Annotated in this window: 22 protein-coding genes and 2 pseudogenes; 16 read left to right on the top strand and 8 right to left on the bottom strand. The window is 66.5% G+C overall.

Annotated elements, in window-relative coordinates:
• Positions 1-62 precede the first annotated feature (62 nt).
• Positions 63-1,571 (bottom strand): pup deamidase/depupylase, encoded by a 1,509-nt coding sequence (dop, locus tag H7J89_RS03095; protein ID WP_264036398.1) that lies wholly within the window; start codon positions 1,569-1,571, stop codon positions 63-65.
• A gap of 88 nt (positions 1,572-1,659) precedes the next feature.
• On the opposite strand from dop, the gene H7J89_RS03100 reads away from it, so the two are divergent.
• Both H7J89_RS03100 and H7J89_RS03105 read left to right on the top strand, forming a co-directional pair.
• Positions 1,660-2,844, top strand: coding sequence for a hypothetical protein (locus H7J89_RS03100; RefSeq protein ID WP_264036400.1), 1,185 nt, complete (start codon positions 1,660-1,662; stop codon positions 2,842-2,844).
• Between the two features lie 9 nt (positions 2,845-2,853).
• Complete coding sequence (locus H7J89_RS03105) at positions 2,854-3,495, top strand: hypothetical protein (RefSeq protein ID WP_264036403.1); 642 nt, start codon at positions 2,854-2,856, stop codon at positions 3,493-3,495.
• 30 nt (positions 3,496-3,525) lie between these two features.
• Here H7J89_RS03105 and arc read toward each other — a convergent pair whose 3' ends face one another.
• A complete protein-coding gene (arc, locus tag H7J89_RS03110; protein WP_264036405.1) occupies positions 3,526-5,352 on the bottom strand; it encodes a proteasome ATPase in 1,827 nt (608 codons plus the stop codon).
• Positions 5,353-5,662: 310 nt separating this feature from the next.
• Between arc and lppK the strand changes: the two are divergent.
• Both lppK and H7J89_RS03120 read left to right on the top strand, forming a co-directional pair.
• Positions 5,663-6,235: pseudogene (gene lppK / locus H7J89_RS03115) on the top strand (lipoprotein LppK); the annotation flags it as partial.
• 194 nt (positions 6,236-6,429) lie between these two features.
• The gene (locus H7J89_RS03120; RefSeq protein WP_066946832.1) at positions 6,430-6,723 is read left to right on the top strand and encodes a DUF503 domain-containing protein; all 294 of its coding nucleotides are present in this window, start codon (positions 6,430-6,432) and stop codon (positions 6,721-6,723) included.
• A gap of 59 nt (positions 6,724-6,782) precedes the next feature.
• Here the strand turns inward: H7J89_RS03120 and trmI are convergent, their stop codons facing one another.
• Positions 6,783-7,625, bottom strand: coding sequence for a tRNA (adenine(58)-N(1))-methyltransferase TrmI (gene trmI, locus H7J89_RS03125; RefSeq protein ID WP_264036408.1), 843 nt, complete (start codon positions 7,623-7,625; stop codon positions 6,783-6,785).
• Between the two features lie 73 nt (positions 7,626-7,698).
• On the opposite strand from trmI, the gene H7J89_RS03130 reads away from it, so the two are divergent.
• Both H7J89_RS03130 and H7J89_RS03135 read left to right on the top strand, forming a co-directional pair.
• Positions 7,699-8,577: a RecB family exonuclease gene (locus H7J89_RS03130; RefSeq protein ID WP_264036563.1), complete on the top strand. Its 879-nt coding sequence runs from the start codon at positions 7,699-7,701 to the stop codon at positions 8,575-8,577.
• Between the two features lie 262 nt (positions 8,578-8,839).
• On the top strand, positions 8,840-10,135 hold the full coding sequence (locus tag H7J89_RS03135) for a DEAD/DEAH box helicase (protein ID WP_264036410.1): 1,296 nt from the start codon (positions 8,840-8,842) through the stop codon (positions 10,133-10,135).
• 51 nt (positions 10,136-10,186) lie between these two features.
• Here H7J89_RS03135 and H7J89_RS03140 read toward each other — a convergent pair whose 3' ends face one another.
• The 5 genes from H7J89_RS03140 to H7J89_RS03160 all read right to left on the bottom strand — a co-directional run bounded on the left by H7J89_RS03140 (position 10,187) and on the right by H7J89_RS03160 (position 14,032).
• Positions 10,187-11,569, bottom strand: coding sequence for an FAD-containing oxidoreductase (locus H7J89_RS03140; protein WP_264036412.1), 1,383 nt, complete (start codon positions 11,567-11,569; stop codon positions 10,187-10,189).
• Positions 11,566-12,075, bottom strand: a complete 510-nt coding sequence (locus H7J89_RS03145) for a DUF4126 domain-containing protein (RefSeq protein WP_264036414.1) — start codon at positions 12,073-12,075, stop codon at positions 11,566-11,568. The genes H7J89_RS03140 and H7J89_RS03145 overlap by 4 nt, the downstream gene beginning before the upstream one ends.
• A 156-nt stretch (positions 12,076-12,231) precedes the next feature.
• Positions 12,232-13,089, bottom strand: coding sequence for an ATP phosphoribosyltransferase (hisG, locus tag H7J89_RS03150; protein WP_067201021.1), 858 nt, complete (start codon positions 13,087-13,089; stop codon positions 12,232-12,234).
• Positions 13,090-13,091: 2 nt separating this feature from the next.
• Positions 13,092-13,373 carry a phosphoribosyl-ATP diphosphatase gene (locus H7J89_RS03155; protein ID WP_264036416.1) on the bottom strand — a complete coding sequence of 94 codons (282 nt, stop codon included), beginning with the start codon at positions 13,371-13,373 and terminating at the stop codon, positions 13,092-13,094.
• A gap of 56 nt (positions 13,374-13,429) precedes the next feature.
• Positions 13,430-14,032: a TetR/AcrR family transcriptional regulator gene (locus tag H7J89_RS03160; RefSeq protein ID WP_264036419.1), complete on the bottom strand. Its 603-nt coding sequence runs from the start codon at positions 14,030-14,032 to the stop codon at positions 13,430-13,432.
• Positions 14,033-14,348: 316 nt separating this feature from the next.
• Here H7J89_RS03160 and H7J89_RS03165 point away from each other — a divergent pair, with 316 nt between their 5' ends.
• The 10 genes and pseudogenes from H7J89_RS03165 to H7J89_RS03210 all read left to right on the top strand — a co-directional run bounded on the left by H7J89_RS03165 (position 14,349) and on the right by H7J89_RS03210 (position 23,941).
• Positions 14,349-15,188 (top strand): MlaE family ABC transporter permease, encoded by an 840-nt coding sequence (locus tag H7J89_RS03165; RefSeq protein WP_264036421.1) that lies wholly within the window; start codon positions 14,349-14,351, stop codon positions 15,186-15,188.
• 1 nt (position 15,189) lies between these two features.
• Complete coding sequence (locus H7J89_RS03170) at positions 15,190-16,053, top strand: ABC transporter permease (protein WP_264036423.1); 864 nt, start codon at positions 15,190-15,192, stop codon at positions 16,051-16,053.
• A 9-nt stretch (positions 16,054-16,062) separates the two neighbouring features.
• Positions 16,063-17,646, top strand: a complete 1,584-nt coding sequence (locus H7J89_RS03175) for an MlaD family protein (RefSeq protein ID WP_264036426.1) — start codon at positions 16,063-16,065, stop codon at positions 17,644-17,646.
• Positions 17,643-18,698 carry an MlaD family protein gene (locus tag H7J89_RS03180; RefSeq protein ID WP_264036429.1) on the top strand — a complete coding sequence of 352 codons (1,056 nt, stop codon included), beginning with the start codon at positions 17,643-17,645 and terminating at the stop codon, positions 18,696-18,698. Before H7J89_RS03175 ends, H7J89_RS03180 begins: the two co-directional genes overlap by 4 nt.
• Entirely contained in the window at positions 18,691-19,737 is a 1,047-nt protein-coding gene (locus H7J89_RS03185; protein ID WP_264036430.1) for an MCE family protein, read from the top strand. Before H7J89_RS03180 ends, H7J89_RS03185 begins: the two co-directional genes overlap by 8 nt.
• Positions 19,734-20,849 (top strand): MCE family protein, encoded by a 1,116-nt coding sequence (locus tag H7J89_RS03190; protein WP_264036432.1) that lies wholly within the window; start codon positions 19,734-19,736, stop codon positions 20,847-20,849. The genes H7J89_RS03185 and H7J89_RS03190 overlap by 4 nt, the downstream gene beginning before the upstream one ends.
• Positions 20,850-20,869: 20 nt before the next feature.
• A pseudogene (locus tag H7J89_RS03195) lies at positions 20,870-21,045 on the top strand (mammalian cell entry protein); the annotation flags it as partial.
• A gap of 128 nt (positions 21,046-21,173) precedes the next feature.
• Positions 21,174-22,433, top strand: coding sequence for an MlaD family protein (locus H7J89_RS03200; RefSeq protein ID WP_264036434.1), 1,260 nt, complete (start codon positions 21,174-21,176; stop codon positions 22,431-22,433).
• Positions 22,434-22,460: 27 nt separating this feature from the next.
• Positions 22,461-23,183, top strand: coding sequence for an Rv1363c family protein (locus tag H7J89_RS03205; protein WP_264036436.1), 723 nt, complete (start codon positions 22,461-22,463; stop codon positions 23,181-23,183).
• Complete coding sequence (locus tag H7J89_RS03210; protein WP_264036438.1) at positions 23,180-23,941, top strand: mannan-binding family protein; 762 nt, start codon at positions 23,180-23,182, stop codon at positions 23,939-23,941. The genes H7J89_RS03205 and H7J89_RS03210 overlap by 4 nt, the downstream gene beginning before the upstream one ends.
• Positions 23,942-23,967: the final 26 nt, after the last annotated feature.

The following is a 23,967-nucleotide window of genomic DNA, read 5'->3' on the forward strand; positions in this document are numbered from 1 at the left end:
ACACTGCCCCGCTGGTATCTCTACCCTACCGGTCAACCCCGACGTTCCCCGGTCTAACCGGCTTAGCTGGTGAGTTGTTCCACCAGTTCGGCGGCGCTATCCACCGAGTCCAGCAGCGCTCCGACGTGCGCCTTACTGCCGCGCAGCGGCTCCAGTGTCGGAATCCGCACCAGCGAGTCGCCACCCAGGTCGAAGATCACCGAGTCCCAACTGGCCGCGGCGATGTCGGCGCCGAACCTGCGCAGGCATTCACCGCGGAAGTACGCGCGCGTGTCGGTCGGCGGGTTGTCCACAGCCTCCAGCACCTGGTGTTCGGTGACCAGACGCTTCATCGAGCCACGCGCGACGAGCCGGTTGTACAGGCCCTTGTCCAGCCGGACATCGGAATACTGCAGGTCGACCAGGTGCAGCCGCGGTGCCGACCAGCTGAGATTCTCCCGCTGCCGGAAACCCTCGAGCAGGCGCAGCTTGGCCGGCCAGTCGAGCACCTCGGCGCACTCCATCGGGTCCCGCTCGAGTTGGTCGAGCACTTGCGCCCAGGTCTGAACGATGTCGGCCGCGCGGGGGTCGGGGTCGCGGCTGTCGACCAGCTTCGCCACCCGGTCCAGGTAAATCCGTTGCAACGCAAGGGCCGTCAATTCGCGACCGTCGGCCAGCGCCACGACGGCCCGCAGCGACGGGTCGCGGCTGATCGCGTGGACCGCATGCACCGGCCGGGCCAGCACCAAGTCGCTCAGGTCGATCCCGTGCTCCGGGCCGACTTCGATCAGGTCCAGCACCAGCGCCGTGGTGCCCAGCTTCAGATAGGTCGACGTCTCGGCCAGGTTGGCGTCGCCGATGATGACGTGCAGCCGGCGGTATCGGTCGGCGTCGGCGTGCGGTTCGTCGCGGGTGTTGATGATGCCCCGCTTGAGGGTGGTTTCGAGGCCGACCTCGACCTCGATGTAATCGGAGCGCTGCGACAGCTGGAAGCCGGGCTCGTCACCGGACGGCCCGATGCCCACCCGGCCGGAGCCGGTGACCACCTGCCGCGACACCAGAAAAGGGGTCAGTCCGGCGATGATCGACGAAAACGGCGTCTGCCGCGACATCAGGTAGTTTTCGTGCGCGCCGTAGGAGGCGCCTTTGCCGTCCACATTGTTCTTGTAGAGCTGCAGCTTGGCGGCCCCGGGCACGCTGGCGACGTGCCGGGCGGCGGCCTCCATGACCCGCTCGCCGGCCTTGTCCCAGATCACCGCGTCGAGCGGGTCGGTGCACTCGGGCGCCGAGTATTCGGGGTGGGCGTGGTCGACGTAGAGCCTGGCCCCGTTGGTCAGAATCATGTTGGCGGCGCCGACCTCGTCGGCGTCGACCACCGGCGGCGGTCCGGCCGAGCGGCTCAGGTCGAAACCACGGGCGTCGCGCAGGGGCGATTCCACCTCGTAGTCCCATCGGGTGCGCTTGGCGCGTTGAATGCCGGCGGCGGCGGCATAGGCCAACACCGCTTGGGTCGAGGTGAGGATCGGGTTGGCGGTCGGGTCGGACGGCGACGAAATGCCGTACTCGACCTCCGTCCCGATAATCCGTTGCATGCGTTCAGCGTAGGCCGGGCGACGATCCGTCCTCGCGCAGGGGGAAAACGGCCGGCGCGAGGTTGCCGCGCCACTAGGGTGACCGGATGTGGACCCAACTCTGCGCCGCACGCCGGACCGCAGGCAGGCGGCCGCGGCTGAACAGTGGTTCTTAGAGCGTGGGTTGCCGTCGGTGCTGACCCCGCGCGGCCGGTGGCGGCGGCTGTGGCCGCGATGCGCTCCCGTGCTGGCGGCCTGGGCGGCGGTGGAGGTCTGCCTGCTGGGCGTCTATTTCGTCAGCGACGGCAACGAGGTCTTCATCAGCGGAACGCCCACGACTCACCAGTGGGTGATTCTGGCGCTGCTCGCGCTCGCTCTCCCGCTGGCCGCGCTGGCCGGTTGGCTGGTGTCGCGGACGTCGAGCGGGCGCAACCGCGCGACCGTCGCGACCGTGGCACTGGGCGTCGCGGTCACGTGCGGTGTCATCGAATCCGGCCCCACACAGTTGACCAGGCACGCCGTCATCCTGGTTCTGGTCTTGGCGCTGACCGGCAGCGGCGTCGGGTCGGTGTTCGCCTGGGCGGTGCGCATGACGATGGAGCACCTGTCCACGGTCGGGACGCTGGCGGTCCGCGCCCTGCCCATCGTGCTGCTGACCGCGTTGGTGTTCTTCAACACCTACGTCTGGCTGATGGCGGCGAACATCAACGGCGAAAGACTGTCGCTGGCAATCGTTTTCCTGCTCGGCATCGCAGGGACCTTCGTCGTGTCCAAGACCGTCGAACGGGTGCGGCCCCTGTTGAAGTCGACGGCATCGCTACCTCAAGGCAGCGAGAACCTTGCCGGCACACCGTTTGCGGCGATGCATGATCCCGCGGCCGGCTCCCCGCTCAAACGCGCAGAACGCCTCAATGTGGTGTTCCTGCTGGCGACCTCACAACTCATCGAGATCCTGGTGGTGGCCGCAGTCGGCGCGACGATGTATCTGGTCCTCGGCCTGATCATTTTGACGCCACCGCTGCTCAAGGAATGGGCGCACAACACCGCCACCACCTCGACGGTATTCGGCTTCACGTTCCCTGCGCCGGATTCGCTGATCCACATGTGCCTGTTCCTGGGCGCGCTGACGTTCATGTACATCAGCGCCCGCGCGGTCGACGACGCCGAGTACCGGGGAATGTTCCTCGACCCGCTGATCGACGATCTGCACACGGCCCTGGCGGCCCGCAACCGCTACCGCGGCGCCGTCGCACCGTCAGCGGTTGCTGTTGACGGCACCGACGGTAGTGACTAACTTCACCGTGTGTCCGCCCCCGAATCCGACCACGTCGGTAAACACGCGCTCGACCTGGCCGGAAAACGCTACGGCGAAGTGCTGCTGGTGACCGCCGGCGAAGCCGGCCCGCAGGCAACGGTCTACAACAGCTTTCCACTCAACGACTGCCCCGCCGAACTATGGTCCGCGCTCGACCCACACGCCATCGCCGCCGAAAACGGCGTGGCCGCAGCGCTGCTCAACGGTCCGCGGTACTGGCTGATGAACGCCATCGAGAAAGACGCCCAAGGTCCCCAGGTGACCAAGACCTTCGGCGGCATCGACATGATCCAGCAGGCGACGGTCCTGTTGTCCTCGATGAATCCCGCGCCCTATGTTCCGAACAAGGTCAATCGCCACACGGTCTTCGTCTTCAACGCCGGACAACAGATCTATGAACTCATCGACCCCCAGGGACAGCACTGGGTGATGCAGACCTTGAGCCAGGTCGCCGACCCCAACCTGTCGCAAGCCGATCTGCCGCGACTCGCCGACCGGCTCGACCTGCCGGCGGGGTGGACCTACCAGCCGCGTGTCCTCACCGACGAGCTGCGCGTGGACACCCGGACCCGGGCGGCCCAAGTGCTGCAGGACAATCTGACCAACAGCTATTCGCTGGTGACCGACTGACGCTGAACCGCGCCGCGCCGGCTTGTCGCCCTACAGGTATTGGCCGAGGTTGGACTCGGTGTCGATGGCCCGCGATGCGCTGGAGCTCTTGCCGGTGACCAGCGTGCGGATGTAGACGATCCGCTCGCCCTTCTTGCCCGAAATCCGTGCCCAGTCATCGGGGTTGGTGGTGTTGGGCAGGTCCTCGTTCTCGGCGAACTCGTCGACGATCGAGTCGAGCAGATGCTGAATGCGCAGACCCGGTTGCCCGGTCTCGAGCACCGACTTGATCGCGTTCTTCTTCGCCCGGTCGACGACGTTCTGGATCATGGCTCCGGAGTTGAAGTCCTTGAAGTACATGACTTCCTTGTCGCCGTTGGCGTAGGTGACCTCCAGGAACCGGTTGTCGTCGATCTCGGCGTACATCCGCTCGACGACCTTTTCGATCATCGCCCGGATGCAGGCCGAACGGTCGCCCCCGAACTCGGCGAGGTCGTCGGCATGCACCGGCAGCGTCTCGACCAGGTACTTCGAGAAGATGTCTTGTGCCGCTTCGGCATCGGGCCGCTCGATCTTGATCTTCACGTCCAGGCGGCCGGGCCGCAGGATCGCGGGGTCGATCATGTCCTCGCGGTTGGAGGCGCCGATCACGATGACGTTCTCCAGCCCCTCCACCCCGTCGATCTCACTCAGCAGCTGCGGGACCACCGTGGTCTCGACGTCGGAGGAGACGCCGGTGCCGCGGGTGCGGAAGATCGAGTCCATCTCGTCGAAGAACACGATCACCGGTGTTCCCTCGGACGCCTTCTCGCGGGCCCGCTGGAAGATCAGCCGGATGTGCCGCTCGGTCTCGCCGACGAACTTGTTCAGCAGCTCCGGGCCCTTGATGTTGAGGAAGTACGACTTCGCCTCGCGCGCGTCGTCCCCACGCACCTCGGCCATCTTCTTGGCCAGCGAGTTCGCGACCGCCTTGGCGATCAACGTCTTCCCACACCCGGGCGGGCCGTACAGCAACACACCCTTGGGCGGGCGCAGCGCGTACTCCCGGTACAGCTCCTTGTGCAGGAAGGGCAGCTCCACGGCATCGCGGATCTGCTCGATCTGGCGAGTCAGGCCACCGATGTCCTGGTAGCTGACGTCGGGCACCTCTTCCAGCACCAGGTCTTCGACCTCGGCCTTGGGGATGCGCTCGAACGCGTAGCCCGCCTTGGTGTCGACCAGCAACGAGTCGCCCGGCCGCAGCTTGCGCGGCCTGGTGTCGTCGTTGAGCGCGTCGGGGTGCCCCTCCGGCAGGTCCTCGGCCACCAGCGGCTCCGCCAGCCACACGATGCGCTCCTCGTCGGCGTGACCGACGACCAGCGCGCGGTGCCCGTCGGCCAACAGCTCACGCAACGTGGAGATCTCGCCGACCGACTCGTAGGTGCCGGCCTCGACGACGGTCAGCGCCTCATTGAGGCGAACCGTCTGGCCCTTCCGCAGCGACGCGACGTCGATGTTCGGCGAGCAGGTCAGGCGCATCTTGCGGCCAGAGGTGAACACGTCGACGGTCTCGTCCTCGTGCGCGCCCAGCAATACGCCATAACCACTCGGCGGCTGCCCGAGCCGATCGACTTCCTCGCGCAACGCCAGCAATTGCTGGCGCGCCTCTTTGAGCGTCTCCATCAACTTCGAGTTGCGGGCCGCAAGCGAGTCGATGCGGGCTTCGAGTTGATGCACATCGCGCGCGGAGCGGGCGCCACCTTGCCCGGCCGCATGCTCGAGTTGCTCGCGCAGCAGCGCTGCCTCGCGGCGTAATTCTTCCAATTCGGCAGCATCGCCGGGGGACATGCCTGACTCGCTGGGGGTACCGAATGCTTCAGAACGCTCTGAGCCACCCATGTTGCGCTCCTTTCCCACACCGAATTGGCGCGGTGGATACTTCAAAGCTACCGGCGATTGACCAATGATGTGCGGAGTCAAATACCCACGAAAAGTTAAGATTTTCGTCTCGCTGGTAATCTCGGCCACTAATCTCGCTGATCGAAAGGGCCGCCGTGACCGCAAAAAGCCTCGCCACCGGCCTAGTCGGCTCAGCCGACGTCGGCGTGGCGAGCGCGGGTGTGAGTTCAGTTGCACCCGTTGGCCCGATGGCACGCCGGGCGCCCGTTTCGCACAGCGCCCCGACCCCGCAGCCGGCCTGATCGACGGGATGCACCGACACCTGTCCGCAACGTTGAGCGCCGCCACCATCCTGGCGGCGGCCGGCCTCTCGGGATGTTCGTCGCATCAGCAACCCCGAATCGCCTCCTCCATGCCCGCGGCGGCCCCCGCCACGTCGAGCACGGTCGCTAGTTTTCCGACTACCCCGCTGCCGACGCCTGAAGCCCTTACCGACATCTTGGCCCGGCTCGTCGACCCGAACGTACCGGGTATCAACAAGGTGAGTCTGGTCGAAGGCGCGACCCCGGAGAGCGCCGACACCCTGGGCAAGTTTTCCAACGCGTTGCGCGACAACGGCTACCTGCCCATGAACTTCGTCGCGCACGACATCGCCTGGTCGGACAAGACCCCCGCCGACGTGGTGGCGACCATCGACGTCAACACCGCCCAGCGGGCAAACGCCAGCTTCCACTTCCCCATGGAATTCACGCCCTTCCAAGGGGGTTGGCAGTTGTCCCGGCGAACCGGCGAAATGCTGTTGGCGATGGGCAAGTCGCCGGCGGTGACCCCGCCCCCCGGCCCGGCACTGGCTCCGCCTCCCCCGCCTGCGCCCGCACCGCCACCGGCTCCGCCTCCTGTGCCGGCCCCTGCACCGCCACCGGCGCCGCAACCCGCCCCGGCTCCGGCCCCTGCGCCGCAGCCCGCCCCCGCTCCGGCCCAGGAGCCCGCACCGGCTCCGGAACCCGCACCCGCCCCGGCTCCCGCACCCGCCCCGGAGCCCGGTCCGGCCCCGGAGCCACCCGGTTGACACCCGGCATGTGGATCGGCTGGCTCGAGTTCGACGTCTTACTCGGCGACGTCCGGTCGCTCAAGCAGAAACGATCGGTGATCCGCCCCGTCGTCGCCGAGCTGCGGCGCAAATTCAGCGTGTCGGCGGCCGAGACCGGTTCACATGAGCTCTACCGGCGCGCGGGCATCGGTCTGGCCACGGTGTCCGCCGACCGGAGCCACGCGGTCGACGTCCTCGATGCGGCCGAACGGCTGGTGGCCGCGCACCCAGAGTTCGAGCTGCTATCGGTGCGGCGCGGCCTGCAGCGCAGCGACGACTAGGGCAAGCTCAGCCAGGCGACGACCCGCCGCCCCCGGCAACGCCGCGCTTGCGATCGCCGCTAGCCGTCGCGGCCCTCGCGTTTGCGTCCCAACGGCGCGGGGGCGACGACGCCGGGCGCGAGACGTCGCGTGAAGACCAGAAATGCGGTGTGCCCGCGCATGGAGTGCTGCGGCCGAACGGCCAGGCCGACCACGTTCCAGCCGCGCTGCAGCGTTTCCCACGACCGCGGCTCGGTCCAGCACTGCTGGGCTCGCAAAGCCTCCACGACGCGCGACAGTTGGGTCACGGTCGCCACGTAGATCATCAGTACGCCGCCGGGGATCAGCAGGCGGGACACCGCGTCGAGCACCTCCCACGGCGCAAGCATGTCGAGCACCGCCCGGTCGAAGGAGCCGTCGGGCCGGTCGGAGTCGACGAGGTCGCTGACGATCAGCTCCCAGTTTTCCGGCGCCTGGCCATAGAACACCGAGACGTTGCGGCGGGCGTGCTCGGCGTGGTCGGCGCGTTGTTCGTAGGAGACCACCCGCCCCTCGGGCCCGACCGCGCGCAGCAGCGAGCACGTCAGCGCCCCCGATCCGGCCCCTGCCTCCAGCACGCGGGCGCCCGGGAAGATGTCGCCCTCGTGCACGATCTGCGCCGCGTCCTTGGGGTAGATGACCTGCGGCCCGCGGGGCATCGACATGATGTAGTCGACCAGCAGCGGCCGCAGTACCAAGAAGGGTGCCCCGTTGCTGGATTTGACCACGCTGCCCTGTTCCAACCCGATCAGCGCATCGTGGGCGATCGAGCCGCGATGGGTATGGAACTCGGCGCCCGGCGTGAGCGACATCGTGTAGTGCCGGCCCTTGGCGTCGGTGAGTTGGACGCGTTCCCCGACGGTGAACGGGCCGGTTGCGGACACGCCGTCTAGCGTGCCAGCCGACTCGCCGCGGGCGGTGCTCGGGGTTGTCGGCACCCGGTTCTACGCTGCGCTCATGATCGACCAGCCGCTCACACGCACGCGGCCGGCTGCGAAACCGGCGCTCTCCCCGTCGCGGGCGGCGGACTTCAAGCAGTGCCCGCTGCTGTACCGGTTCCGGGCGATCGACCGGTTGCCCGAGGCGCCGTCGGCCGCACAGCTGCGCGGCTCGGTGGTGCACGCGGCCCTGCAACAGCTCTACGGCCTGCCCGCCGCCCAGCGCGGCCCCGACACCGCCCTGTCACTGGTCGAGCCGGCCTGGGAGCAGGTGATCGCCGCGGCGCCTGACCTGGCCGGCGACTTCGATCCCGCGCAGCGCGGCCAGCTGCTCGCCGAGGCCCGTGCGCTGCTCTCCGGCTATTACCGGCTCGAGGACCCGACCCGCTTCGACCCGCACCGCTGCGAAGAGCGCGTGGAGGTCGAGCTCGCCGACGGCACGCTGCTGCGCGGGTTCATCGATCGAATCGACGTCGCCGCCACCGGCGAGCTGCGGGTGGTCGACTACAAGACCGGCAAGGCGCCGCCGGCCGCGCGGGCCCTGGCCGAATTCAAGGCGATGTTCCAGATGAAGTTCTACGCGGTTGCCCTGTTGCGCACCCGCGGCGTCCCGCCCACCCGGCTGCGGCTCATCTACCTCGCCGACGGCCAAGTGCTGGACTACTCGCCCGACCACGACGAGTTGCTGCGTTTTGAGAAGACCCTGATGGCGATCTGGCGTGCGATTCAATCCGCCGGGCAGACGGGCGATTTCCGTCCCAGCCAGTCGCGGTTATGTGACTGGTGCCCCCACCAGCAGCACTGCCCGCTGTTCGGCGGAACGCCGCCGACTTATCCGGGGTGGCCGGAATATACACCGGCACAGGAGGTTTCGCATCACGGCGAGCCGGCGGCATGACCGACCACTCACCAACAATGTGACGAGGGTCTCTGTGGCGTAACCGCCGACTAACCGGCTCCCCGCGAGTGCGGTATGCTGTTGACAACGTTGGCGCCGAACGGCTTGCCAGCACGTCGTGATCGATTCGTTATTTCCTCTCAGTCCCCGCGGGGCGCCGAGTCCGAGATGACTAGGTGCGCACCGCACAGCCTCGAGTCGCGGCGATCGATGTTGCCAGACGGGCAATCTCGCTACCACCGATGCTTAGGGACAATGAAATATGCTTGAAGACAAAACTTTTGCTCACCTCGGCGTGAGCCAGCCGTTGGTTGACGTGCTCGCCAAGGGCGGCGCTCACCGGCCGTTTCCCATCCAGATCGAGACCTTGCCGGATACGCTTGCCGGCCGTGATGTGTTGGGCCGCGGCAAGACCGGCAGCGGCAAGACGCTCGCGTTCTCGATCCCGCTGGTAAGCCGACTCGATGCTGGGAATCGGCGGCCGGGCCGGCCGACCGGGCTGGTGTTGGCCCCCACCCGTGAACTGGCGACCCAGATCGCCGCGACCATCGAACCGCTTGCCGCGGTTCGGCGCCTGCGCGTGGTCACGATCTTCGGCGGGGTTCCGCAGCACAGGCAAGTCGCGGCGCTGAAGTCCGGGGTCGACATCGTCGTCGCCTGTCCGGGTCGCCTGGAAGACCTGATGAAGCAGCGCGTCATCGATCTGAGTGCGGTGCAGGTCACCGTCATCGACGAGGCCGACCACCTCGCCGATCTCGGCTTCCTGCCCACCGTTACCCGCATCTTGGCGGCCACCCCCGCGACCGGCCAGCGGCTGCTCTTCTCGGCCACGCTGGACGCCGCAGTCGACATCCTGGTGAAGCGATTCCTCACCAGCCCGGTGACACACTCGGTCGCGGACCCGGCGTCGCTGACCCCTGCGATGACACATCACCTCTTCTGTGTCGATGGCCCGCAAGCCAAGAAGGACTTGGTACACCGGTTGGCCGCGGGAGACTCACGGCGAATCCTGTTCATGCGGACCAAGCACCAGGCCCGCAAGCTGGCCCGCCAACTCACGCAGTCGGGTATCGCGTCGGTGGAGTTGCACGGCAACCTTTCCCAAGCTGTGCGCGACCGGAACTTGGCGGCGTTCGCGGCCGGACATGCGCGTGTCCTCGTCGCAACCGATATCGCCGCCCGCGGCGTGCACGTCGACAACGTCGACCTGGTGGTCCACGTCGACCCGCCCGCAGAGCACAAGGCCTACCTGCATCGATCCGGCCGCACGGCCCGCGCCGGCGCCTCCGGTGACGTGGTCACGATCGCGCTGCCCGAGCAACGCCGCGACACCGAATCGATGATGCGAAAGGCGGCCATTCGCGCCGTCCCCCAACAGGTCTCGGCGGCCTCTCCCGTCATCCACGCCCTGGCCGGCGAGGCCGCGCCCCGCAAGACAGTCGCGCCCGCCTCAGCCCCGGCCCGCCGGTCCGGGCCGACCGCGGTTGCCGGCCACGGTCCGGCCGCCGCGCGTAGCAGGCGACGCCGTTCCCGTCGCCCGGCCACGACGGCGCGCTAGTTTGATGGTGGCGACCCGCTTCGCCCGGCTTCGCCGCGCTAGCGATCGCCACTAATCGAGCGGTGTCATCTCCTGCAGCATGGTGGGAATGAGCTCGCTGACGGTGGGATGGATGTGCATGGTGCGCGCCAGCGTGGTGTAGGGCGCCTTGGCCGACATGACGTCCAGGATTTCGTGAACGGCCTCGTCGCCGCCGACGCCGAAGATGGCCGCTCCCAGGATCTCCCGGGTTTCGGCATCGACCACGACCTTCATAAAGCCTTGCGTCTCACCCTTCTCCACCGCCCGGCCCACCCTGGTCATCGGCCGCTTGCCGACAAGTGCCTTGCGCCCCGACGCGCGAACCTGGTCGACGGTCATGCCGGCCCGCCCTAGCGGTGGGTCGATATAGAGCGCGTAGGTGGTGATGCGGTCGCTGACCCGGCGCGGGTCGTCATCGAGCAGGTTGGCGGCGACGATCTCGAAATCGTTGTAGGAGGTATGGGTGAACGCCCCCTTGCCGTTGCAGTCGCCCATCGCCCAGATGTGGTCGACGTTGGTCTTGAGCTGGTCGTCGACGACGATGTAGCCGCGGGCGTCCATCCGCACACCGGCCGCCTCGAGACCCAGGTCGTCGGTGTTGGGTCGCCGGCCGACGGCCAGCAACAGGTGGCTCCCGGCAATGGGCTTCGCACCCGCACTAGGCGTGAGCTCAAAACCGTTGCCGGTCTTGGTGATCCGCACGTCGTCGGCGCCGACGACGACGTCGATGCCCTCGTCCTCCAGAATGGCCCGGACGGCGGCGGAGATGTCCTCGTCTTCGCGGGACGCCAGGCGCGAACCCCTCTCGACGACGGTGACCGGGGCCCCGAAGCGCCGGTACATCTGCGCGAACTCCAGCGCGATGTAGCTGCCGCCGAGGACGACGAGATGCGTTGGCAGCGTGTCGAGTTCCAGGATGGATACGTTGGTGAGGAACTCGACGTCGGACAGGCCCGGGATGTCCGGCACCACCGCGCGGCCACCGACGTTGAGGAAGATCCGGTCGGCGTTCAGCACGTCTTGCCCATTTTGCGAGTCCACACGCAATGTGTGCGGATCCTCGAAACGGGCGTGCCCGCGAAACACGGTGCAACCGTCCATGCCCGCCAGCCAGTCCTCAACGCCCTTGCGGTCGCCCAGCATGATGTCGTCTTTGCGTGCCTTGACTTTGGCCATGTCCACGCTGACTGGTCCGGTGGAAACCCCGAAGTCCGCACCGCGCCGCGCCAGGTGCGCGGCGTACGCGCTGGCCACCAGCGTCTTCGTCGGGATGCATCCGGTGTTGACGCAGGTGCCGCCGACGAGTTTGCGCTCCACCAGCGCGACGCGCTGGCCCGCCGCCGTCAGTCGCCCCGCCAGCGGTGGGCCGGCCTGTCCGGCGCCGACGATGATGGCGTCGAAATGCTCTGTCACTTAACCGCCGTCAGCAGGTACTCCGTCAGCACGTGACCGGTCGCCGCGGCGATGGCCAACCCACCCAAGATCGCGACCGCGTCCTCCAGCAGCGCGATGGGCAAGTCCTTGCCGGCCACGGCGGCGAGACGTTTACGCGCCTGATAGCCGCCGAGGGTGCCGAGCACCGCGCCGATGACGCCGGCCCCGAGCGCGGTGTACGTCCAGTGCGGCCATGCGCCCAGCACCGCGCCGGCCAACCCGCCCATGATGATCCGGGCGGCAAAGATCGGCGGCGCCGTGCGGGCCGGCGTCTTGGGCAGCTTGTCGTTGACGAGTTCGCCGACGGCGAGAACGGTGAACACAATGGCCGTGATGATGTTGGCCATCCAGGCCGCCCACGTGCCGTGCAAGTCGATCCAACCGAGGAACGCGGCCCAGGCGACGACGGCGGGAGCCGTCAGCGACCGCAACCCGGCGACGACACCGATCAACAAAGCCAGCAGCAGAATAAGCGCGTGTGTCACGAAGACCCTCCTGAGGGAACGAACAGCCCGGCAACGGTCAGGGATGACGGCCCATGGGGGTGACACGGGCGAAACAGCCCTAGGCGGACGCTAACACAGCCGCGGTCACCGCACCCCGCCTCGAGCGTCACGCTAGCGTGACGCTCGGCCGCTCGATCAGAAGCGGCAGAACCTGATGTCCGAAGCCAGAATCGCCTTGGCGCCGATGGCGGCCAGCTCGTCCATGATCTCGTTGACGCCCCGGCGCGGCACCAGCGCACGGATGGCGACCCAGTCCGGATCGGCGAGCGGCGCGATCGTGGGTGACTCCAGTCCGGGCGTGATGGCCGTGGCCTTCTCCAGGACGGAACGCGGGCAGTCGTAATCGAGCATCAGGTACTGCTGGCCGAACACCACACCCTGGATCCGCGCCACCAGCTGATCACGCGCCGCCCGTGTCCCGTTCTGGCCGTCCGGGTCGGCGCCCTCGATCAGCACCGCCTCGGAATCGCACAGCGGGTCGCCGAATGCCACCAGGTCGTGCAGGCTCAGGGTGCGCCCCGAGCCGACCACGTCGGCGATAGCGTCGGCCACGCCGAGTTGTACCGAAATCTCCACCGCACCGTCGAGCCTGATGACGGTGGCCTCAATGCCCCGCTCGGCCAAGTCTTTTCGGACCAGATTCGGGTAGGCGGTGGCGATCCGCTTGCCGGCCAGATCGGCCGTCGTCCAGTCCCGCCCGGCCGGCCCGGCATACCGAAAACTCGACGACCCGAAGCCCAACGCCAGGCGTTCGTGTACCGGCGCGTCCGAGTCGCGGACCAGATCCCGTCCGGTGATGCCGAAGTCCAGCTGCCCCGAACCCACATAGATCGCAATGTCTTTGGGGCGCAGGAAGAAGAACTCGACCTGGTTGACCGGGTCGATGACGGTGAGATCTTTGGAGTCGGTGCGACGCCGGTAGCCCGCTTCCGCGAGAATCTCGCTGGCCGGCTCGCTCAGCGTGCCCTTGTTGGGAACCGCGACCCGTAGCACGCTCACAGCTTCCGATAGACGTCGTCGATGGACAGGCCCCGCGCGATCATGAGCACCTGCGTCCAGTACAGCAATTGGCTGATCTCCTCGGCCAGCGCGTCGTCGGGTTCGTGTTCGGCCGCCAGCCACACCTCGCCGGCCTCCTCGAGGATCTTTTTGCCCAGCCCGTGGATGCCGCCGTCCAGTGCGGCGACCGTGGCGCTGCCGGGGGGCCGGGTGCGGGCACGCTCCCCCAGTTCGGCGAACAGGTCCTCGAAGGTCTTCACGGCCAGCGATTGTTTCACGCGGCGCCGAGCAAAGTCACCTCGGTTTCGCCAGGGGCGACGATTCGGGCTCCCGGTCAGTCGAATCCGGCGAGCGTGATCCGCAGCGCATCTTCCAGTTGCGCATGGAAAGGCGGGCTGGCGACGATGTCCGAGGTTAGCCACCCATCGAGGACGAATTGCACTGTGGCCAAACTCGTGTGGACCAACAACGCGGGCCGGATGTCAACCAGCGCATCGACGCCCATCCGCTGTGCGACCCGCTCGATCAGGTTGGCGTGGTCGGTTTCGCTGACCAGTACGGATTTGCTCAAGAGGTGAGGCGCGGTTGCGACGGCGTGACGCCACGGGTCGAGGTCGTCAACTTTGCTGACGTCCCGGGCGTGGGTGACGAACAGCTGAATCAGCGCTTCCACCGGCGACTCGTGTGCCGGCCGCGCGCTGTAGGAGCCGACGATCTCGGCGGCCGCCTCTCGGACCGGGTCGACGAGCAGGCCCTCCTTGGTGGGCGCGTACCGGAAGTAGGTGCTGATGGAAATGCCGGCGGCCGCGGCGATGTCCTCCGTCGTCACCGCCTCGAACCCCCGCTCGGCGAAGAGCCGGTGCGCGGTCTGCTGAATCTGGGAGAGCAACGCGGCACGGCGTCGGTCCCGCAGCGAGCCGGTGTTTGCTGAGGGCATGCCATCACCTTCGTCAATCCGACATTCCAACCCCATGGTGTCGTCCCGCGACGAACTAAGATGAGTGACTCTACACTATTGAAAGTCCCTATCAAGTAAGCTAATGTGATGCGGCACACGCCGATGAACTGCAGAATCTTGGGATCTGTTGACACTATTTTAATAACAATTGGCGTCAGCGGCCGTTAATGGAACCCGAAGTAGTCTGCTCGGCACTCAGGAATTCAACGGGTGGGAAGAGAGCCGATGGAAGCGGTAACTGGCGCGCGACGACCCCTGCCATAAGTTTGCTGGCCGGACTGCAGCTCGGGCCGTTATGACGACACAACTCGATGGAGTCGCCGCCGTTCGGGATTGGTCGGTCGGATACGTCAAACGTCACCCGGTCGCCTCGCTGACGACGGTCGGCGAACAGTTCGTTCTGGGTGTGCGCACCGTTCAATACTTCTTCTTCGACCTGGTGACCGGGCGATTCCAATGGCAGGAGTTCGTCCGCCAGGGCGCGTTCATGGCCGGCACCGCCGTGTTGCCGACGATCCTGGTATCGCTGCCCATCAGCGTCACCCTCTCCATCCAGTTCGCGCTGCTGGCCGGCCAGGTCGGGGCCACGTCGCTGGCCGGAGCGGCCAGCGGGCTCGCGGTCATCCGGCAGGGGGCGTCGCTGGTGGCCGCGGTGCTGATGGCATCGGCCGTCGGGTCGGCGATCACCGCGGACCTGGGTTCGCGCACGATGCGTGAAGAAACCGACGCGATGGAGGTGATGGGCGTCTCGGTGATCCGCCGTCTGGTGGTCCCCCGCCTCGCCGCGGCCGTGATGATCGGCGTGGCCCTCACCGGCGTCGTGTGCTTCGCGGGATTCTTCGCGAGCTACATGTTCAACGTGTATTTCCAGAACGGGGCACCGGGCAGCTTCGTTTCGACATTCGCGTCGTTCGCGACGACCGACGACGTGATCTTGGCGCTGGTGAAGGCGATCGTGTTCGGCGCGATCGTGGCCGTCGTGTCGAGCCAAAAAGGCTTGTCCACCAAGGGCGGACCAACAGGCGTCGCGAACTCGGTGAACGCGGCGGTCGTCGAGGCGATCCTGCTGCTGATGATCGTCAACGTCGCCATCAGCCAGCTTTACATCATGTTGTCGCCCAGGACGGGGCTGTGACGTGACGGCCTCCGCTTATCAACCGCTTGCACCGATTTCGGTCCCGCTCGTCAGGCTCTACCGCAGGGGCAAAGTACCGATCATCCGGCTCGGCCATTTGTTGGTCTTCTTGGTCCGGGCGCTGGTCGCCGTGCCGCTAGCCCTGCGCCAGTACCGGGGCGAGTTCTTGCGGCTGCTGTCGAACATCACCTGGGGCAACGGCTCGATCGTGGTGGGTGGCGGCACCGCGGGCGTGGCCGTCGTCCTCGGCACGACCGTCGGCGCGCTCGTCGGCATCGAGGGCTACAACTTCCTGGATCTGCTCGGACTCGGTCCCGCCACCGGGTTCGTCTCCTCGCTGGTCAACACCCGCGAGCTGGCTCCTCTGATGGCATCGCTCGCCTTCGCCATGCAGGGCGGCTGCCGCTTCACCGCCCAGCTGGGATCCATGCGCATCGCCGAGGAGATCGACGCGATGGAATCGATTGCGATCCGCCCGATCCCCTACCTGGTGACGACCCGGCTGATCGCTTCGGTGGTGGCCATCGTTCCGCTCTACGCCGCGTGCCTGGCGATCGGCTACCTGAGCACCCAAATAGTGGTGGGGATCGGCAGTGGCGGCTCGACCGGTTCCTATCTGCACTACTTCACGCTGATGCTGGCCGGCCAGGACATCGTCTATTCGTTGATCAAGGCCGTCATCTTCGTCTGGATCGCATCCACGATCCAGTGCTACTACGGGTACTACGCGAGCGGCGGCCCCGAGGGCGTCGGGGTCGCCGCGGGACACGGCATGCGAGCCAGCATCACCGTCGTGATCATCGTGAACATGCTGCTCACCATGGCGCTGTGGGGCGTCGACTCCGGCGCACGGTTCGGCGGGTAGGTCGCGGATATGCCCAATTCCTTTGAGATGGACGGACGCGGCCCCTCCGACCGGCAGCTGTTCGGCATCGGCATTGCGGTCGTGGCGGTCAGCGCGCTGCTCACCACCGCGATGTTGGTCAAATCGACCGGCCGGCTCAACGATTACGTGCGGGTGGTCGCCGATCTGGTGAACGTGGGCGATGGCCTTCCGCAGAAGTCGGACGTCAAATACCACGGCGTTCTTGTCGGGACGGTCAACGGCGTCGTCCCCGCAGCGCACGGCGAACCCAACTATGTCCACATCGACCTCAAAGAGGAATACGCCAAGTCGATTCCGGCCAATGTGACCGCGCGGGTGGTGCCCAGCAATGTCTTCGCCGTGTCGTCGGTTCAGTTGGTGGGAAACGGCCCGGGCGTGAAAATTCGCGATGGCGCGCACATCCCGGAAGACAAGCGACTTCCGACCGTTCTGTTTCAAACGACCGTGAGCAAGTTGCGCGACCTGCTCGCCGCGGCCGGGCGCGACCGCGATGACAGATCGGTGGGAATTCTGGCCGCACTGGGTGCCGCCACCGACCACCGGCGGGTGAGCCTGCTCAACGCGGGCGCGCAATTGAATCGGCTTCTCGATCAGCTCAATTCGATTGTCAGCACCGACACCGGCCCCTCGACGGTGTCCGCGCTGCTGGAAGCGACCAGTGGGCTTGCGCAGACCGCGCCCGATCTGCTCGACGCATTGCACCAGGCCGTGGAGCCGATGCGGACATTCGCCGAAACCCGCGGGCAACTGGCCTCGCTATTGTCGGGTGCCGACGACACGGTTGGCACGACGCGCCAATCGTTCGAGAACCACATCGATCAACTCATCCGGATCACCACCGATGTCACCCCGGTGCTGGGTGTGCTGGCGCAGAAGTCGAACAACTTCGTGCCCGCGGTCGCCAAACTCGACAACCTGGCCGACCAGTTCATGGAGCAGGTCTGGAACCCGCGGACCAACCTCGGCAACATGCGTGCGATGCTGACGTTCACCCCCAGCTCCACCTACACGCGCGCCGACTGTCCGCACTACGGCGAGCTGAAGGGGGCCAGCTGTTTCACCGCACCGCTGATTCCGGTGCGGCCGGATCTGCCCGACGTGCTGCTGCCGCAGAACTATCAGCCGCCCAAGGATCTGGCTCCGCCGCCGGGCACCGTGATCGGTCCGGACGGGAACCTCGTCGCGGTGGGCCCGCCGCTGATCAACCCGACCCCCAACTTGTCCGATCCCAATCCCCCACTGCCCGCAGGGATTACGCCGTCACCACCCGTGCCCGGGAGCGCGAATCCCGATAACCCGTCGCCAGGAGCGCCCGCGACACCACAACCGCACGAACCGTGGGTCGCGCCGGTGGCGCCCAAGGCGCCGTGGATTCCGCAGGCCTCCTTCGGCGGCTCCCGTTTCGGGGGAAACGTGGGACCCGTGGGGAGTCAGTACGAACGAAACGTGTTGGGCGTGATCACCGGTGCGCCCGCGACCGAAGCCACCGAGCTGCTGCTGGGTCCGGTCGCCCGTGGCAACACGGTGTCAGTGGCTCACCCACCGGCTCAGTCGCCCGGGGAGGCCAAATGAAGTTTCGCGGCCCACTCATCGCGTTGACCCTGTTCATGGTCGTCTCGCTGACGCTGACCTGGCTGGTGTACGTGAGCCTGCGGCGTGACGTGGCCGGCAACACCGCCAAGTATTCGGCGGTGTTCAGCGACGTGTATGGGCTTCGCGAAGGTGACGACGTCCGGATGGCCGGGGTGCGCGTCGGCCGTGTCGAAAAAATCGACCTCGACGGGAAACTGGCGAGAGTCTCGTTCGTGGTGCAGCAAGGACAGCGGTTGTTCGGGAACACCCTCGCGTCGGTCACCTATCAAAACATCGTCGGCCAGCGTTACCTCGGGCTGTCCTTGGGGAAGGAAGGCAGTCCGGAGCCGCTCCCACCGGGCAGCACGATCCCGCTGGAACGCACCGAACCCTCTTTCGACGTCACTACGCTGCTCAACGGCTATGAACCGTTGTTCAGCCTGCTGAACCCGCACGACGCGGACAACCTGACCAAGGGCATCATCGCCTCGCTACAAGGCGACACGTCATCGCTCACCACGCTCGTCGGCCAGACGTCCACGCTCACAGAGACATTCGCGGGCCGCGACCAGGCCCTGGGCAGCGTGATCACCAATCTCGACAAGGTGATGGGCAACCTGGCCCAGCAGAACGACGACCTCGACGGGGTAATCACGCAGACCCGGAGCATCGTCGGCGAGCTCGACGCGCGGCGCCCGGACCTGGTCGCCTCGGTGGGTTCGTTGGCCCGGGTGACTGGCCGGCTGTCGGCCTCGGCCACGGACGTGTACCCGGCATTGCGCGAATTCATCGATCGCCAGCCCGGCGTCACCAAACACATCATGGACGTCGAACCGCAGGTGGCCTTCTTCGGCGACAACATTCCGCTGCTGCTGAAGGGGCTCACCCGGGTCGGCAATCAGGGGGCGTACGGCAATGCCTACGTGTGCGACGTGAATTTCATGGGGTTCTTCCCCGGCCTCAACGACGTGGTGCCGATCATCATCAACGCGGCGACGCCGGGCAACAAGGCATGGCACACCCCCAGATGCAGGAGTACGGCTGATGGCTGATCCGTCCGTATGGAAGCGGATGAGAAGGCTTCCGCTGGAAAGCTACAACAAGACGTGGCTTGGGTTCATCGCCGTCGCGGTGGTCGCGGTGATCATCGGGGTAATGCTGCTCGTGCATGCGCTCGGCGCCGGATACCGGCACTACACCGCGGAGTTCCTGCAAGCGGCCTCGCTGCGGGCCGGCAACCCGATCGTGGTCGCGGGCATCCCGGTGGGCAACGTCACCAGCATGAAACTCGTTGGTGACCATGTGGAGGCGGGGCTGAAGATCCGGGACAACATCGCGCTGGGCAAGGATTCCCGGGCGCAGATCAAGGTCACCACCATTCTCGGTTCGCGCTACCTCGCGCTGGAACCCAACGGCCCGGCGCACCTGCCCAACAACACCTTCGACTCGGCGCACACCGAGGTCCCGTACGACCTGCAGGCCGCATTGCAGGACGCCACCACCACTTTCGAGCAGGTCGACTCCGACCGGTTCGCACAATCGCTTGCGGTGCTCGGCAAGCAGCTCGAGGGCATGCCGGCGGTTGTGCCGCAGGCGATTTCGAACATCAACACGCTGTCGTCGATCATCGCCGTGCGGCGTGACCAGCTCGGGCAGCTGCTGCGCAGCACCGAGCAGGTGACCAACACGCTGCGGCGTCAGCAGGCCGGCATCGGAACGCTGGTCGACCAGGGTCAAGACCTACTGGGCCAATTCGTCGCGCGGCGCGCCGTTTTCCACGCGATGATGCAATCCCTGTCCAGTCTTGTCGACACCATGAGCCAGGTCGTGGTCAACGACAGGTCGGGCCTGGACGCGCTGATCAAGGACATGCGGGACTTCACCAACCTGATGTCTGCGCACGACGACCTGTTGCACAGCATGCTGCAAACCAGTCCGATCTTCTTCCGGGAGGCGGCCAACCTCACCGGTGACGGCAACGCGATCAACTTCAACGCCCCCAACGTTCCATTGATCGACTCGTGGATGTGCGCGATCAGTGGCCGTGCCAAGCAATTCGGCATGATCGAGTATTTCAAGGACTGCAAGTGACGGGGCCGGCATCCAAAGCGGTGGCCGTCGTCGCCGCCGTCGCGGTCATCGCAGCGGTGGCCGGCATCGGTTGGTGGTGCCTGGGTTCCGACGAAGACACGATCACCGTGACCGCCCAATTCGACAGCGCCGCGGGCCTTTACGAGGGCAACGTGGTGGCCGTACTGGGCATGCCGGTGGGCAAGATCACCAGGATCAATGCCAAGGGCGGCTACGTCGAAGTCGAATTCACCGTGGACCGCCACGTCAAAGTGCCGGCCACCGTGCAGGCCGTCACGGTGTCGACCTCCATTCTCACCGACCGGCAGATCGAACTCACGCCGCCCTATCGCGGCGGACCGACCCTGGAAAACCACGACACCATCGGCTTGCCCCGCACCAAGACGCCCGTCGAATTCAGCAGTGTCCTCAACGTTTTGGACAAGGTGACCAAGTCGCTCGAGGGCGACGGACATGGCGGCGGCCCACTCGCCGATGTGCTGGGCGGCGGCACCGAGGTGGTCAAAGGCAACGGCGAGAAGATCAAAGCGGCGCTGGGTGAGCTATCCAAGGCGCTGCGCCTGTCCAGCGACGGCGGCGCCACAACCCGCGAGCAGATCACCACGATAGTCAGAAACATCAGCACGCTGTTCGATGCGGTGGCCGCCAATGACACGAAGCTGCGCGAATTCGCCTCCACCATCCACCAAGTCAGCCAGATCATGGCCGACGAGGACATTGGCAGCGGCAGCACGGGACGCAAACTCGATCAACTGATCCAGCGGGCCGGCGACCTGCTCGACGCCAACCGCGACAACATCAAGCAGGCCGCGCGGGGTGGCAATGCCACGCTGAAGATGGTGACCGATCAGCGGCGCGACCTGGCCGAGCTCCTGGACCTTGCTCCACTGGTAGCCGACAACGCCTACAACATGGTCGACCGGGCAAACGGCAGCGTGCGCGCACGCTTCCTCACGGACCGGTTGCTCTTCGACAGCCAGTACACCAAAGAGATATGCAACTTGATGGGCCTTCGGCAACTGGGATGCAGCACAGGGACGATCCAGGATTTCGGCCCCGATTTCGGCTTGACCTATGTGCTGGACGGAATGGCCGCCATGGGGCAGAAGTGACGACGGCGGGCACGCGGGGAATGCTTGCGGCGGCGGCCGCGGCAATGGTCACCGCGGGCTGCGCCACGAACGGCCTTGCCAGCCTGCCCCTTCCGGCGCCGGGGCTGGGTCGGGAGGCTATTCGCTGAACGCGGTGTTCTCCAACGCGCTCAACCTGCCGATAAACGCCAAGGTGAAGCTCGCCGGCGGGCGAGTTCGGACCGCGGCCGACCACACGTTCCTGCAGCCGCCGCAGGTTCCCGTCATCCCGGACCCGAACATCCCGGGCCAAATCGACGTCGCCCCCGGGCCGCCGCCGGCACCGGCCACGCCAGGACCACAACCATGATCCGCGCCGTCGACGGCTTCGCCAATACCGTTGTGCGGGCGGTGCGTACCGGTCACCGGCACCAGGTCTGGCTGTCGGTGGCCGGGCTGGTGCTCATCTTGGTCGTCGCCACCGCCTACCTGCTCATCGGCGCGTTGCGGGTGAAGCCATTCGCCTCGTCCTACCGGGTCACCGTGCAGTTGGCGGAATCCGGCGGCCTGCTGCCGAATCAGGATGTCGCGCTGCGCGGAGTGCGCGTTGGCCGGATCGAGTCGCTACAGATCACCGACAACGGGGTCAACGCCGTCGCCAGCATAGCGTCGAAGGTGCGGATCCCGGCCAACAGCTTCGTGCACGTGTCCGCGCTCTCGCCGGCCGGTGAGCAATACATCAACTTTGAGGCCGCATCCGACGCCGGACCGTACCTGCACGACGGCAGCCTCATCACCTCGGACCACACCACCGTCCCGGTCAGCCTGGCGCAGTTGCTCGCCGACGCCGACGGGCTACTGGCCCAGGTCGACCCCCACAAGCTCGAGTTGATCAAAAAGGAGCTGAGCCTGAGCAGGGAGGGTCCGGCGAAACTGACCGCCATCGTCGACGGCGGCACGTTCCTGCTGTCGACCCTTGATTCGGTGCTCCCCCAAACCACCAGCATCATCAAGACCAGCCGGGTCGTGCTCACCCTGGCTAGCGACAAGAACGCCGGTTTGGGTTCTGCCGCAACGAAACTCGACAAAACACTGACCGGCGTGGCCAGGATGCAAGCCGGCTACCGCCGCTTGACCGACCAGACGCCGCGCACACTGTCGGCTGTCGACAACCTGTTCTCCGACAATTCCGACACGATGGTGCAACTGCTGGGCAGCATGGCCACCATGTCGCAGCTGTTCTATCTGCGGGTGCCGGCGCTCAACGCGCTGTTCCCTGACTACCGTGGTTCGGTGCTGGACGCGGTGACGAGCACCTTCCACGACCACGGGGTGTGGGCGACGGCCGACCTCTACCCCCGCTATGTGTGCGACTACGGGACGCCATCGCATGCCTCCTCCGCCGCCGATTACTACGAGCCGTTCATGTACACCTACTGCCGCGACGACGACCCCGCGGTCTCGATCCGCGGCGCCAAGAACGCGCCGCGGCCCGGCGGCGACGACACCGCCGGCCCACCGCCGGGTGCGAACCTGGGCCAGCGGACCGATCCGACCCCGCGGGGCCGCTACACCATCCCCACCCCCTACGGCGGGCCGCAACTGCCGATCGAACCGCCCCACTGACCTAACATCTGAGCCGATCCCTAGGAGATGACCGTGATCGTGACCACCAAGAAGAACCCTAAGGCCAAGGCGCGCGCCGACCTGGAGCCGGACGCCGAAACACCGGAATCCGCAACCGAAGAAGCGGACGAGGCGCGCGTCGACGAATCCGTCGATGCCGTCGACGGGGCGGCCGGCCAAGACGATGATGGGCAATTCGACGAAGGCGAGGGCGCTGACGTCGGTGCGCTGCTCAAAGGCAAGCGTGCCGAGAGCGACCGCCCTAAGCGCCCGTGGAAGCACTATCTGCGTCGTAGCGTGTTGCCGGCGTTACTCGTTGCCTCACTTGCAGTTTCGGGGTTCCTCGGCTGGCGGCTGTGGCAGGAGCATCAGGTCAAACTGGCCGGCGACCAGGCCCAACAGGCGGCCATCGCCTACGCGCAAGTGCTGACGAGCATTGATTCGAACAAGGTCGACGAGAACTTCAGGCAGGTTCTCGATGGCGCGACGGGCGAGTTCAAGGACATGTACACCCAGTCCAGCGTCAAGCTTCGGCAACTGCTGATCGACAACAAGGCGACCGCGCACGGCGTAGTGGTGGACTCGGCGATTCAGTCGGAGTCGGCCAACAAGGTTGTCGTGCTGGTCTTCATCGACCAGACCGTCACCAACACCGCCGCGCCCGACCCGCGCATCGACCGCAGCCGAATCAAGATGACCATGGAAAAGGTCGACGGCCGCTGGCGGGCAAGCAAGGTCCAGCTGCTGTGATGCGGCGAATACTCGCGGCATCGGTGATGATCGCCGCCGCAACGATTCCCGCCAGTGCACACGCATCCGCCCCGTCGTTCTGCGGCGAGCTCGGCGGCGACTGGGACGGCCAGTACTGCCACACCTCGGTCACGTCGGAACGCAAGGCCGTCCGGGATATCAAGGTCGCGGTGCCCGACGACCTGGTCGACAACCCCACCACGGGCCCGGTGATCCGCGACTATCTGCGCACCCTGGTCAACAATTGGAAGACGGCCAACGGCGCCATGGCCGCCGACAGCTACGGCGAGGAGAACTTCGAAGTATTCCGGCACGGCAATCTACTCAGCGCCGTGTTCCACGAGGACTACCACGCCGACGGGCCGAAACCCAACAACGCCTACCGGACCTTCACGTTCGACATGGCAAGCGGCCGGCGGGTGCAGCTGGCGGATCTGACGACGTCAAATCCGCTGACGGCCATTCCCCCACTGGCTCAACCGTTTATCGAAACCGCGCTCAATCAGGCGCCGCCGCAACACGACCCGGGAACCTACCCGTTCACCGTCGACCGCTGGACTCCGGACAAGGTGTACTCCGGGGCGTACAAGGCCTGGGCGGTCACTCCGGACGAGTTGATCCTGTACATGCCCGACTATCCGGTGGCTCACGACGAGCCCCTCAACTTCATGCCCGGTGTCATGCAGTGGTTCATGGACGGCGGCACGGTGCAAGCACACATCCCGCTGTCCGCCTTGGCGCCGGTGCTGCGCATCTAGCGCCTGCACCGCCGGGATTGTCAGTC

The sequence above is a fragment of the Mycobacterium paraffinicum genome (genome assembly GCF_025822865.1).
GTDB classification, from domain to species: Bacteria; Actinomycetota; Actinomycetes; order Mycobacteriales; family Mycobacteriaceae; genus Mycobacterium; species Mycobacterium paraffinicum.

Excerpts from the sequence above, each read along its gene's own strand:
- dop (WP_264036398.1), bottom strand. The coding sequence starts at position 1,571 with ATGCAACGGATTATCGGGACGGAGGTCGAGTACGGCATTTCGTCGCCG.
- arc (WP_264036405.1), bottom strand. The coding sequence starts at position 5,352 with ATGGGTGGCTCAGAGCGTTCTGAAGCATTCGGTACCCCCAGCGAGTCA.
- H7J89_RS03120 (WP_066946832.1), top strand. The coding sequence starts at position 6,430 with ATGTGGATCGGCTGGCTCGAGTTCGACGTCTTACTCGGCGACGTCCGG.
- H7J89_RS03130 (WP_264036563.1), top strand. The coding sequence starts at position 7,699 with ATGATCGACCAGCCGCTCACACGCACGCGGCCGGCTGCGAAACCGGCG.
- H7J89_RS03135 (WP_264036410.1), top strand. The coding sequence starts at position 8,840 with ATGCTTGAAGACAAAACTTTTGCTCACCTCGGCGTGAGCCAGCCGTTG.
- H7J89_RS03160 (WP_264036419.1), bottom strand. The coding sequence starts at position 14,032 with ATGCCCTCAGCAAACACCGGCTCGCTGCGGGACCGACGCCGTGCCGCG.
- H7J89_RS03165 (WP_264036421.1), top strand. The coding sequence starts at position 14,349 with ATGACGACACAACTCGATGGAGTCGCCGCCGTTCGGGATTGGTCGGTC.
- H7J89_RS03175 (WP_264036426.1), top strand. The coding sequence starts at position 16,063 with ATGCCCAATTCCTTTGAGATGGACGGACGCGGCCCCTCCGACCGGCAG.
- H7J89_RS03180 (WP_264036429.1), top strand. The coding sequence starts at position 17,643 with ATGAAGTTTCGCGGCCCACTCATCGCGTTGACCCTGTTCATGGTCGTC.
- H7J89_RS03185 (WP_264036430.1), top strand. The coding sequence starts at position 18,691 with ATGGCTGATCCGTCCGTATGGAAGCGGATGAGAAGGCTTCCGCTGGAA.
- H7J89_RS03200 (WP_264036434.1), top strand. The coding sequence starts at position 21,174 with ATGATCCGCGCCGTCGACGGCTTCGCCAATACCGTTGTGCGGGCGGTG.
- H7J89_RS03205 (WP_264036436.1), top strand. The coding sequence starts at position 22,461 with ATGACCGTGATCGTGACCACCAAGAAGAACCCTAAGGCCAAGGCGCGC.